The organism is Lysinibacillus capsici, from assembly GCF_020217405.1.
GTDB classification, from domain to species: Bacteria; Bacillota; Bacilli; order Bacillales_A; family Planococcaceae; genus Lysinibacillus; species Lysinibacillus capsici.
The window spans coordinates 967,974-980,548 of record NZ_CP084108.1 but is presented as its reverse complement, the minus strand read 5'-3'; the positions used below and the strand labels follow the sequence as shown (position 1 = coordinate 980,548).

The window sequence follows — 12,575 nt, the reverse complement described above, 5'->3', positions numbered from 1 at the left end:
TGCTATAACTCCTTATCTCTGTGCTTCTTTAAAGAAGGCTTGGTGTTTTTCTAGTAAATCCACGGTTAAGGTTGTATCCCATTTTTTCAAATAGGCAGGAACGTGCTCGTCCTTTACTTGTTCTCCTTCATATAGGGCTACAGGATATTGCTCTAGAAGACCATCACGAGCCTCTGTGGCAATTACCTTTGCAATTTCTTTCGCTAATACTTCCTCACCTTCTTTATCTACAACAGCTACAGATTCTGTTAAAGTGAAGTTTCCTTCTGTCGGGTCAATATAATCAATCGGCAACCCTTCGTTTTTGGCATCAATAGCTTGGATACGTAAACCAAAGCCAGCAGCAACCTCTCCTGTTTTCACCTTTTTAATAGGGCCAGAGCCTGAACTCTCAATATGTGGTCCTGCATTTTTAATTAGCTCTGCTAAAACTTTTTTCCCTTCCTTTTCACCATATTCCTTTATAATAGCTTGTACGAGAAGCCACCCTGTTGAGGAGTCCATAATGTTTGGGAATGACACTAAATCCTTATAAGCAGGGTCTGTCAAATCTTTAATGGATTTCGGGATAGATAGCCCCTTTTGTTGTAATATCTCTGTATTAATAAAGATAGAGCCTACATTGCCTAAAATCGGTAATGCATACGTAACACTCCCATCAAGAGGCTTTAAGTCTGAAGAAATATCCACAAACATGGATTTTGAGGTTTGTGCACTTTCTATAAAATAAGAAGCCATTGACACAACATCTGCTTCAATATCTGTCCCTTCCGCCATCATTTTGCCACCTAACTCAGAAGTACCATACGACTGGATTAAATACTTACCTTTATAGCCCTTGTCATCCAATGTAGTTTCCATCACTTCAATAGCTTCATCATCAGCATTTGAATAAATGATGACTTGCTCTTTGGAATCTGCTGCTACCCCTCCACATGCAGCTAAAACGACTGCTGCTGCACTTACTGTCCCTAACATCATGCCTGTTGACTTCTTCATTTTATAATCTCCTCCGTTTTTTCTTTATGTGCTGCTATATAATCACAACCTAATTTCACAATGAGGTTTGTACATAAAATGAATATCGATAAAACAAAAATATCGGTGTACTTTGCGAAATGCTGTAGCTCTTTTATCCTTGTCGATACAAGCATTGTCTTTGTGCTGACAAGAAAAATAACACCGCTGACCGTAACCATCGCATTTAAAAAATAGTAGCTAAACATTTGATAAATTGTTGGCCTAATATTCGGTAAAATAATTCGTATCACGGTTTTTAACCACGAATCCTTTAACAACTCAGCTGTCACTTCCCACGTAGGATCCATTTTTTGCAACGAATTTTTCGCCATTAAATAAGGTGTCGTAAAAAAATGGACTATATTACATGCGATAATGATAAGAAAAGTACCCTTTAAAGAACTTCCATTAAAGAAAAATAAGTAGGATAATCCAAGCACCATTCCTGGAACTGTATTTGTCATCATAGAAGTTACATCTAAGCTTTTTCTTCCCTTTAATGGTGTCCTTGTATTAAGAAGCGCCGACATAAATGTTATGCCCACACCGAATATGGCTGTTAGAACCGCTACAATGAGAGAATTGATATAAACCTTCGTTAAATCTTTTTCTGCAAGTACATTTTGAACGTGCTCTAATGTAAAGCTGAAATCGTACGGATAGCCTTTGGTAAAAGGCACAATAAACATGGTTGAAAAAATAATACATACAGCTGTTACACAGAGAATTGAATAAATTGTAAATAGCGCATCTCGTAAACGATGCTTTACAAGTTCACTTTGCCCAACCTGTTTATATTGAAAATTGAAGCGCTCTAAAATCGTTAGCATGACAACACCTAATACAGCAGGTACTAGCATTAACACAGAAATGACTGCTCCACGTTCAAAATGTACAATGGAACCTAACATAGCTTGGTAGAGCTCAGTAGCTATCACCCTGTAATTTCCACCAACCGATGCAGGGATTCCAAAGTCTGTGAAGCTTAAAACAAATGTTAAAATAAATGCCCCGCCAATTGTCCCAAGCATAGGACGATATACGGTATGATAAAAACGACGCATGGGCTGATCATGCATTAATATTGAAACAAGTAAAAAACGTTTATCGATATATTGCATGGAATTTTGCATTAATATAAAAGCAACTGGTAATGTGTATAAGACGTAACCGATCACCAAGCCGTTATACCCATAGATTGTAAAAAGAGGCTGCCCTACTAATTTTGTTAGAATTCCTTGATTACCAAATGTATATATCAATACAAAGCCATAGGTGATGGTTGGCAGTAGCATCGGCAACGTAATTCCAATTTGAACTAGTTTTTTTGTATGGCGATGCATCGTAGTAAAATGAACAGCATAGGCCAACCAAAAGGCTAAAATGGTTGTAATCACTGATGCAACAAAAGAAACTTTAAAACTATTCGTAAAAGCTTCACGAATTTCCATATTCCGTAAAGCTTCTATATAATTTTGAGTGGTCACGACATTACCTATTTTGAATGACTGCCAAAGCATATAAAGCAATGGCACAATTAAAAAGAATAGAAAAAATAGTAGAATCGGTAGAAAAATTAATTTCATTACTTTATTCGTTTTAAGCATAGGTTTCTCCAAACAATTGATAGATGTTATGTCGCTTAATATGAAGCTGCCTTAAGATAAAGTCCTCTACAAATTGATTTTTTGGCGCTGTTACAATTTCATGAGGTGTGCCAAATTGAGCAACTGTACCTTCATTAATAATGATGACTTTATCAGACAAGGTAAGGGCTTCTTCTGGATCATGTGTCACGATAATCGTCGTCAAATTAAATTCACTGGCGATGGATTTAATACGTTCCTTTATAGATTCCTTTATAACGCCATCTAGTGCACTTAGTGGTTCGTCTAATAATAGAATTTTAGGTTGCATCACGAGTGTTCTTGCAATGGAAACGCGTTGTTTTTGCCCACCAGACAATTCATGAATATTCTTTTGCAAATGGGGAGTTAGCTCTAAAAAATCAATGTATTCTTGTATCTCCTCTTTGGACATTTTCACGTTTTTATTTTTTAATCCATAAATGATATTGTCGTATGCATTTAAATGAGGAAATAACGCAAAATCCTGAAACACTATATTAAATCCTCTTTCTTGCATTGATTGCTTGGAAATATCTTGTCCATTGTAGACAAGCTGACCAGCAGTTGGATCTACAAGTCCTAAAATGATATTAAGCAAAGTAGTTTTACCGCAGCCACTCGGCCCTAGCAAAGAAATAATCTCACCTGATTCAATGGTTACGTTGATATCTACTAAAACTTTTTTATTTTTATAGCTTTTTGAGATATTTTTTAGCTCTAACAAATTGGTCACCTCACTCAGTTCTTAGCTTCAGTATAGAGACCATTTGTAAAGGAAAATGCTTATTTGTGTAAATGTTGAGTAAATTCTGACCAACTATTGACAAAGTTATGATCATTTTGAGTAAATATCTAGTAGAGGTGATGAAATGTACATGATAGAAAGGCAACAACTAATTTTGCAGTTTATACGTCAACATAAGGTAGTAAAATTAGTAACACTCACAAAAGAGTTTAACGTTTCGATGGAAACGATCCGTCGCGATGTACAACAGTTGATGCAAGACAAAAAAATTGAAAAATTTTATGGGGGCGTTAAATATATTGAGCCAGTAGAAGGACTAATTGATCAGCGACTTCACGAACAGTTAACAGAGAAAATTGCCATTGCCAAAGCATGTGCTTCGCTCGTTCAAGATGGGGAATGTATTTTCATTGATAGTGGAACAACTACCTATCAAATGACACCCTTTTTATTGGACAAGGAAAAACTAACAGTGGTGACAAATTCTCTACCTGTAGCATTTGATTTAATAGGCTCTAACATTGAGGTTATATTGCTTGGGGGTAAAGTACGTCATTCTGAAAAATCAGTGACCTCGAATGAATTTTTATTTCGCTTCGAGCATCTTAATATCAATAAAGCTTTTATTTGCGCTAGTGGGGTTTCAATTGAAAAAGGCATATCCGATTTTAGCTTGGATGAAGCAATCACTAGAAAGCAAATTATTTCCATCTCTCAAAAAGTCTACGTAGCTACAGATTCCTCAAAATTTAATAAAGATGTAGCGATTCAAGTTTGTCCAGTGAATGACGTGGATGTCATTATCACAGATGACGCACTATCCAAAAAGACGATTCAACATTTTTCAGAAAAAGGTGTTCAAATAAAAACCGTCAATACGGCATAGACCATTAATCAAAAAACAACTAGTTGGAAATTTCCAACTAGTTGTTTTTCATTTTTATATAATAGATAGCTTACGCATTATTTTCGAGAGCCCATCCTCGTCTACATGGTCTGCAATATGATGAGCGACTGCCTTCACTCGATCATGGCCATTCCCCATAGCAACACTTGTCCCAACTGCCTGTAGCATTTCGATATCATTTATGCCATCGCCAAAAGCAAAGGCATCTTGTAAAGTGATGCCCATTTTTTCAAGCACCTTTTCAATACCAGCAGCCTTCGAACCTCCTTTTGGCAAAATATCGCAAGAATAACGATGCCAACGTACAAATTGAACATTTGGGAAGGTTTCATTATATAAAGGTTCATCTTTTTCTTCCATAAAAATAAGTGTTTGATATACATTGTTCTGCATATAATAAGATGAGTCTAATTCTGGATACGGATATTTAAGAGTATCTAAGCTTTCAGCTACCATACGATGATCGCCAACTGAGGCAATCATCCGTTTATCATCTAAAAACACTACAGGTTCGTTACGCGCCTCACCAAAGGCAATAATTTTAGTTAGTTCATCTTTCGCAATCCCATTTGTATAGATAACCTCACCTTTATAGACGACATATTGACCATTGAAGGTAACATAGGTATCAATCTCTAATTCTTCTAGTAATGACTCGATCATAAATGGTGCTCGACCAGTAGCAATCGCCAATTCATAACCATTACGTCGTGCTGTCAAAAGTGCCTCTTTTGCAGATGAAGGTAACTTTTTTTCACTGTTATAAAGAGTACCATCGACATCAAAAAATAAAATTTTGTTCATTCTATTAACCCTTTCCATAAATATTATCCTTTCAAGCTAAATTACTTTACATAGATAATAATTTTAATTATAATGATCCTAAGGAGTGATGTGCCATGCTTAAGAAACTCAAACGGAAATTGTTGAAGCAACTTCGTGGCGTACTCGGAAAAAAATCAATTGCCTAACATTTGCCCTTCATTATTTGAAGGGCTTTTCTTTATTTTAGAGGAAGTGCGTGATAATATAAAGGAAATGCATTTATTTGGCTATACGCAACCACTGTCTCACTACTTCCTATACAATTTTATAACATAGTGCACATCTGAAGTATTGAGATACAAGTATTACAAACGTACATTTCTTCAATAAAAGAAATTCGTTGTTTTCTTGTAGCACGTGTGTGGTAGTAGTCAAAGGTGCAAGAAAATTGTACGCAATTAAAGGAGAGCAAACTATGATTTACAAAGTTTATTATCAAGAAAATGCAAATGAGATTCCAGTTCGCGAAAATACTAAAAGTCTATACCTAGAAGCTACTTCAGAACGTGAAGTACGTGAAAAGCTAAAAGACCGAAACTACAACATCGAGTTCATTCAACTGCTTGAGGGTAACTACTTAGAGTACGAACAAGCAAGCCCGAACTTCGTCTTGGAGGAAATTTAACAAACATGAAGTTTGTTAAAAATGACCAAGCAGCTGTTTTCGCGCTCGGCGGACTGGGCGAAATCGGCAAAAACACTTATGGCGTTCAATTTCAAGATGAAATTATCTTAATTGACGCCGGTATTAAATTTCCAGAAGACGACTTACTCGGCATTGACTATGTTATTCCTGATTACACGTACTTAGTACGTAATGTCGATAAAATCAAAGGACTGTTTATTACCCATGGACATGAGGATCATATTGGGGGTATTCCATACCTTTTACGTCAAGTAAATATTCCTGTCTATGGCGGTAAGCTCGCACTTGGCTTATTACGTAATAAATTAGAAGAACATGGCTTGCTACGTACAACAAAACTCATTGAAATTAAGGAAGAGGATGTTATTAAATTCAGAAAAACATCTGTTAGCTTCTTTAGAACAACACATAGTATTCCTGATGCTTATGGAATTGTTGTTAAAACACCACCTGGTAATATTGTTCACACAGGTGACTTTAAATTTGACTTTACACCAGTGGGTGAACCAGCCAACCTAACAAAGATGGCTGAAATTGGACGTGATGGCGTGCTTTGCTTACTATCTGATAGTACTAACGCTGAAAAGCCTAATTTCACAATGTCAGAGCGCACAGTTGGAAAAAGTATTGATGAGATTTTCCGTAAGGTGGATAGCCGTATTATTTTTGCTACCTTTGCATCAAATATTCACCGTTTACAGCAAGCCACAGACGCAGCCGTGAAATATGGAAGAAAGATTGCTGTCTTTGGTCGCTCAATGGACAATGCTATTACGATTGGTCGTGAGCTAGGTTACATTACTGCTCCAAAGGATACATTTATTGATGCTCAAAGCATCAATCGACTTCCTGCAAACGAAGTTATGATTTTATGTACAGGCTCTCAAGGTGAACCAATGGCTGCCTTATCACGTATTGCCAATGGGACACACCGTCAGATTCAAATACAGCCTGGCGATACAGTTATCTTTTCTTCTTCGCCTGTACCAGGCAATACCGTGAGTGTTAATAAAATCATTAATTTATTGTTCCGTGCAGGTGCAGAAGTCATTCATGGCGCATTAAACAATATTCATACATCCGGTCACGGATCTCAAGAAGAACAAAAACTGATGCTTCGCTTAATGAAGCCTAAGTTCTTTATGCCTATCCATGGTGAATTCCGTATGTTAAAAATGCATACACATCTAGCTGAAGATTGCGATGTCCCACTAGACAATACATTTGTTATGGAAAATGGTGATGTTCTAGCACTAAGTGCCAATGAAGCACATGTAGCTGGCCGTATTCCTTCAGGAGATGTTTACATTGATGGCAATGGTATTGGCGATATCGGTAATATCGTGTTACGCGATCGTCGTATTCTTTCTGAAGAAGGTCTTGTAATTGTAGTTGTAAGTGTTGATATGGAAAACCAAAAAATTGTTTCTGGTCCTGACATTATCTCACGTGGATTTGTCTATATGCGTGAATCAGGTACGATGATCAATGAGGCACAAAAAATGCTAAACCGTCATCTGAATGAAACAATTCAAAGCAAAACTCCTCAATGGACAGAATTGAAAAATGAAATTACAGACGTTTTGGGACCTTATCTATTCGAAAAAACAAAACGTCGACCAATGATCTTACCGATTATTATGGAGGTTTAACCTCGTAAAGAAACTATGTAAAATTTACATAGTTTCTTTTTTATTTTTGAAACCTCCTTTTTATTTTTGCGTATATAGTAATAACAACATCAAAAAGGAGCGTTTTTATGCTAGATAAAATTCTTCATTCCTTATTCAATAGTAAATCCAAACGCCATTATTCTTCCTCAAGTAGCCGTAGTAGATATTCAAAACGACATAATTATTATGGTCACAAGCATTATAAGCACAGCTCTCGTAAAAGCTCACGCAGTTTTTTCAGCTCTATGAGTTTTTTTAGTAGCTAATGTGGTGGAAACGACTTTCCGAAAAAAGTTTTGACCAGGCTGTTGAACTTTACATAGCCGAACATCCCAATTTTTCTTTTAAAAAATTTCTTGGCTATGGCTCATATGGTCGTACGTATTTAATTGAAGATTGCTCTTCAGCAAGTCTATTTGTTTTAAAATGCTTGCGACCCAAACATCGTCATCACCAGAAAACCATTCACAAATTTCAACAAGAAATTCACATACTCCAGCAACTTTCACTACCCTATGTTCCTACCATCCATTCAGTAGGAACAATTTCAAACAGCCCATTTTTTATCATGGATTATGTCAATGGGCAAACTTTTGAGCAGCTTATTTTTCAGAATGGTGCCAAATTTACAATCGCTCAATCCCTTGCTATTACAAAGCAGCTATTAGAACAAATTGTACAGTTACACAATTATGGTATTGTACATCGCGATTTACGGATTCCGAATATATTGTTAGTAGGTCAGCAATTGCATATTATTGACTTTGGTCTAGCTACCACTTATCAAAAGCTAATCGATATCTCTACGATTGAAAATCCAAAACGTGCCGAAAATCATATTAGTGATCTTTATTTTGTCGGCCATTTTTTATTATTTTTACTATACTCAGACTACAAGCCAAGCAAGAAAAAAGAGAAAGCTTGGCAGCAGGAATTAAAATTACCAATCAAAGTCCAAGATTTTCTTGAGCGCCTATTATGGATTCAAGAACCCTTTGCAAGTGCGTTAGAGGCCTTGCAATCTATGCCTCCATCCATAGATAAAAACCATTAAAAATAGAATTGTTCACCGCCAAACGTGAACAATTCTATCCTAGAGTTCAAATATTAAAGTATTTTGCAGTTACATATGCAATCCAATGATACGCTGGGTCTAAACGTAGATTTTCAATTAGCCCCTTAATGATTGCTTTACCATAAGTAGGATTTTCTATTTCTTGCTTTAACAACTCAATGGATTCTTTTTCTATAGAATCCTCAGTATGATTTATATTTTGCTCCAATAATTGTAGTAAAGCATCTTTTGACACGTCTTCCTCACACGGCTTTGCAATAAACGGCACAAGATCTGCTGTAATAAATGGAATGGTTGTATGATGGGCAATAATATCTGTCTTTTCTGCTAAAGATTTAGCTAATTGCTCTAGATCAAGTGGCATATCTGAAAAAATAAAAAGCTCAGCATAGCTCTTCATAAATCCTTTTATGCAATACATTACATCATATTTCGTTTCTTGTAATTGATCCTGATAAAGCTGCTCCAGCATATAGAGAATTGATTTCGACATTTCTGCTTCATACGCTGTTATTTTATGAAAGAGCTCTTTTTTTGTTAAAAAGACCTTTTCATTAAAGAATACACGTGCGGATGCAGAATGGTCTTTGAATGCTTGAAAAATACTTTTATAAAATTCAACCAAAACAGTTTCTTTGTTATACGCTCCTCTGACTACTTGGTCAACATCTGTGATAAACTGCTGTAAATAGTAATCAACCATAGATATAACAAGCTCATCTTTGGTTTTGAAGGATAAATAAAATGCACCTTTAGAAATCCCACAGCGTTCTGTAATTTGTTGTACTGACGTAGCTTCAAAACCCTGTTCAGAAAATAGTTCTAACGCTTTCTCCATAATTAATTGCTTTTTTAACATATTTTTAACTCTCTCCTAATGCATTTCGTTGACAAATGACCGATTAGTCATTAGTATAAATAATTGAATTTAGATAGTCAATAAAGGGTAGGTGTGAAGGTGAAAGGTTTAGTTAATTTCGTATTAAAGAACAAATTGGCAGTGTGGTTATTAACAATTATCATCACTGTCTCTGGTATTTATTCGGGTACAAGGATGAAAATGGAATCGATACCCGATATTTCGATTCCGTATTTAATTGTCATGGGTGTATATCCTGGCGCAACGCCTGAACAAGTCATGAATGATCTGTCCATTCCGTTCGAAAAATCCATAGAAAGTTTAGAAGATGTGAAGGCTGTTTACTCAACATCCTCTTCCAACGTAGCACAAGTTCAAGTGGAATACGACTATGGAATTGATATGGATGAGAAAAAACGACAATTAGAAGCAGCTTTAGATAATCTTAAACTACCTGAAGGTGCTCAAGAGCCTACTATTATGGCAATCAGCATGAACATGATGCCTGTAGTCGCTTTATCTGTAAGTAGCTCTAAGGAAGATATTGTTGATTTAACTTCAACAGTTGAAGATGTTTTACTGCCTAAAATCGAAAAAATTGATGGTGTGGCATCCGCTACCATCACAGGTCAGCATATTGAACAAGTATCGTTTAAATATGATGAAGAAAAAATGGCAGCACTTGGTTTAACAGAGGATACTGTTAAACAAATGATTCAGGCAAGTGATATGTCACTGTCACTTGGTTTATATCAATTTACTGTCGGGGAACAAGCAGTTTCAGTAGACGGTAAGGTAAAATCAGTGGATGAACTAAAAGACTTATTAATTCCAGTTACACCTTCAGCTACAAATCCTTCACCTTTCGTTCGTCTAGGTGATATTGCAAAAATTGAAGTAGAAGGTAAAGTGCAATCTGTTTCACGTACAAATGGTCAAGACGCCATTGCTATTCAAATCGTAAAAGGCCAAGATGCTAATACGGTGACAGTTGTTAATGCCGTAAAAGACCTTATGAAGGATGAGGAAAAACGATTAGACGGCTTAAACGTAGAGATCTCTCTTGACCAAGGTGCCCCAATTGAAGATTCTGTATTTACAATGATCGAAAAAGCAGTCTTTGGTGGCGCAATTGCCGTATTAATCATTTTACTATTCTTACGTGATTTCAAATCAACGATTATCTCAATTATTTCTATCCCAGTTTCTATCTTCATGGCATTACTCCTATTAAACTGGATGGATATCACATTAAACATCATGACCCTCGGCGCGATTACCGTCGCAATCGGTCGTGTTATCGATGACTCAATCGTAGTTGTAGAAAATATTTACCGACGAATTCACTTAAAACAAGAAAAACTTACAGGTCGTGCCCTAATTCGTGAAGCAACAATTGAAATGTTCAAACCAATTCTTTCTTCAACATTGGTAACGGTCGCTGTATTCGCTCCTCTTATTTTCGTAGGTGGTATGGTAGGCGAATTATTCATGCCATTTGCCCTTACAATGACATTTGCATTAGGTGCATCATTATTAGTTGCAATCACAATTGTACCTGCTTTATCTCACTTCTTATTCCGTAAAAAGTTATACGGTGAGAAGACTGAAAGCCAACATAAAGAAGTTGGTAAACTTGCTACATGGTACAAAGGTGTCTTAGAAAAAGTATTAAATCACAAAATTATCACATCTGTCCTTGCGATTCTTTTACTTGTTGGTTCTCTTGCATTAACACCACTTATTGGTTTTAGTTTTATGGGCTCACAAGAAGAAAAAGTAATGTACTTAACGTATACGCCTGCAACGGGAGAGCTGGCTGACGAAACGGCAGCTAATGTTGAAAAAGTAGAAAAAGAATTAATGAAACGTAAAGATGTTGATATTTTACAAGTTTCCATTACAGATGCGAAGAATGTCGATCCATCAGCAATGATGATGGGTGGAGGTGCTGGCGGTGCATTAATGTACCTTATCTTTGATCCGGATATGGAAGACTTCCCTAAAGCTCGTGAAGAGGTTGAAGACTATGTATTTAACATCGGGCAATCAGGAGAATGGAAGTCTCAAAACTTCACTTCTATGTCGATGTCATCAAACGAAGTCAGCTATACACTGTATAGTGATGATTTAGATAAACTGCGAGATGCTGTGAAACAAGTAGAGGGCGCTCTAAAAGAAGTGGATGGCTTAGAAGATATTAAATCTGATAATGAAGATCCATATGTTGAGCATGTGCTAAAAGTTGAACAAAAAAATGTCCTTCAATACGGGCTAACAACAGCTCAAATCGTGATGGCATTAAATTCAAATACATCACAAGAAGTATTAACTACCGTGAAAAACGATGGTAAAGATATCGAAGTTATCGTTCAACGCGATGCTAAAGCAGCTGCGACTTCACTTGATGATGTCTTAGCCACTGAAATTAAAACAGCATTGGGTACAACAATGACTATCGGAGAACTAGTAGATGTTGAGGAAGGTACAACACTTAACTCATTATCTCGTTCAAAAGGTGAATATTTCGCAACAGTATCTGGTGCGATTATCGGTGACGATATTTCAAAAGCCACTACTGCTGCTGATAAAAAAATTGATAAATTAGATTTACAAAAAGGTGTAACACTTGGTGTTGCTGGTGTTGCTGCAGATATGCAAGAAACATTCACTAAGCTTGGTATTGCGATGTTAGCAGCCATTGCCATTGTTTACTTCATTCTAGTGGTAACATTCGGAGAAGGTTTAGCTCCATTCGCTATTCTTTTCTCACTACCATTCGCAGTAATTGGTGCATTCATTGGTTTATTCGTTACAGGGCAAACTATTTCTGTATCTGTCATGATGGGTCTATTGATGTTGATTGGTATCGTCGTAACAAATGCCATCGTATTAGTTGACCGTATCATTCATATGGAACATGATGGTCTTGCCATGCGTGAGGCGATCCTTGAAGCAGGAGCAACACGTTTACGTCCTATCCTGATGACAGCCATCGCTACAATTGGTGCTATGATACCAATGGCACTTGGTACTGGCGGTAGTGGATTAATTTCCAAAGACTTAGCTATTACTGTAATTGGCGGTTTATTATCTTCTACCCTATTAACACTCGTTGTTGTACCAATTGTTTATGAAATGCTATCTAAAATGTTAAAGAAAAACCGTAAAGATATTGAAGAAAATTAATAACAAAA

10 protein-coding genes are annotated in these 12,575 nt (G+C 36.4%); 5 read left to right on the top strand and 5 right to left on the bottom strand.

Features of this window, described 5'->3' with window-relative positions:
- Window positions 1-12: 12 nt before the first annotated feature.
- From LCP48_RS04560 to LCP48_RS04550, 3 genes are read right to left on the bottom strand one after another with little or no spacing between them, the layout of a single operon-like run.
- Complete coding sequence (locus LCP48_RS04560; RefSeq protein WP_004224719.1) at window positions 13-999, bottom strand: extracellular solute-binding protein; 987 nt, start codon at window positions 997-999, stop codon at window positions 13-15.
- Window positions 996-2,627, bottom strand: coding sequence for an ABC transporter permease subunit (locus LCP48_RS04555; protein WP_004224718.1), 1,632 nt, complete (start codon window positions 2,625-2,627; stop codon window positions 996-998). The genes LCP48_RS04560 and LCP48_RS04555 overlap by 4 nt, the downstream gene beginning before the upstream one ends.
- Window positions 2,620-3,372: an ABC transporter ATP-binding protein gene (locus LCP48_RS04550; RefSeq protein ID WP_004224716.1), complete on the bottom strand. Its 753-nt coding sequence runs from the start codon at window positions 3,370-3,372 to the stop codon at window positions 2,620-2,622. The genes LCP48_RS04555 and LCP48_RS04550 overlap by 8 nt, the downstream gene beginning before the upstream one ends.
- 151 nt (window positions 3,373-3,523) lie before the next feature.
- On the opposite strand from LCP48_RS04550, the gene LCP48_RS04545 reads away from it, so the two are divergent.
- A complete protein-coding gene (locus tag LCP48_RS04545) occupies window positions 3,524-4,279 on the top strand; it encodes a DeoR/GlpR family DNA-binding transcription regulator (RefSeq protein ID WP_004224714.1) in 756 nt (251 codons plus the stop codon).
- 54 nt (window positions 4,280-4,333) lie between these two features.
- On the opposite strand, the gene LCP48_RS04540 is transcribed toward LCP48_RS04545, so the two are convergent.
- The gene (locus tag LCP48_RS04540; protein ID WP_004224713.1) at window positions 4,334-5,104 is read right to left on the bottom strand and encodes a Cof-type HAD-IIB family hydrolase; all 771 of its coding nucleotides are present in this window, start codon (window positions 5,102-5,104) and stop codon (window positions 4,334-4,336) included.
- A 436-nt stretch (window positions 5,105-5,540) separates the two neighbouring features.
- Here LCP48_RS04540 and LCP48_RS04535 point away from each other — a divergent pair, with 436 nt between their 5' ends.
- From LCP48_RS04535 to LCP48_RS04525, 3 genes are all read left to right on the top strand, one after another.
- Window positions 5,541-5,750 (top strand): DNA-dependent RNA polymerase subunit epsilon, encoded by a 210-nt coding sequence (locus LCP48_RS04535; RefSeq protein WP_004224712.1) that lies wholly within the window; start codon window positions 5,541-5,543, stop codon window positions 5,748-5,750.
- A 5-nt stretch (window positions 5,751-5,755) separates the two neighbouring features.
- A complete protein-coding gene (rnjA, locus tag LCP48_RS04530) occupies window positions 5,756-7,423 on the top strand; it encodes a ribonuclease J1 (RefSeq protein ID WP_004224711.1) in 1,668 nt (555 codons plus the stop codon).
- Between the two features lie 286 nt (window positions 7,424-7,709).
- A complete protein-coding gene (locus tag LCP48_RS04525; protein WP_225340748.1) occupies window positions 7,710-8,498 on the top strand; it encodes a protein kinase domain-containing protein in 789 nt (262 codons plus the stop codon).
- A 46-nt stretch (window positions 8,499-8,544) separates the two neighbouring features.
- Here the strand turns inward: LCP48_RS04525 and LCP48_RS04520 are convergent, their stop codons facing one another.
- Window positions 8,545-9,378 (bottom strand): TetR/AcrR family transcriptional regulator, encoded by an 834-nt coding sequence (locus LCP48_RS04520; protein WP_225340747.1) that lies wholly within the window; start codon window positions 9,376-9,378, stop codon window positions 8,545-8,547.
- A 99-nt stretch (window positions 9,379-9,477) separates the two neighbouring features.
- Here LCP48_RS04520 and LCP48_RS04515 point away from each other — a divergent pair, with 99 nt between their 5' ends.
- The gene (locus LCP48_RS04515; protein ID WP_225340746.1) at window positions 9,478-12,567 is read left to right on the top strand and encodes an efflux RND transporter permease subunit; all 3,090 of its coding nucleotides are present in this window, start codon (window positions 9,478-9,480) and stop codon (window positions 12,565-12,567) included.
- Window positions 12,568-12,575 lie beyond the last annotated feature (8 nt).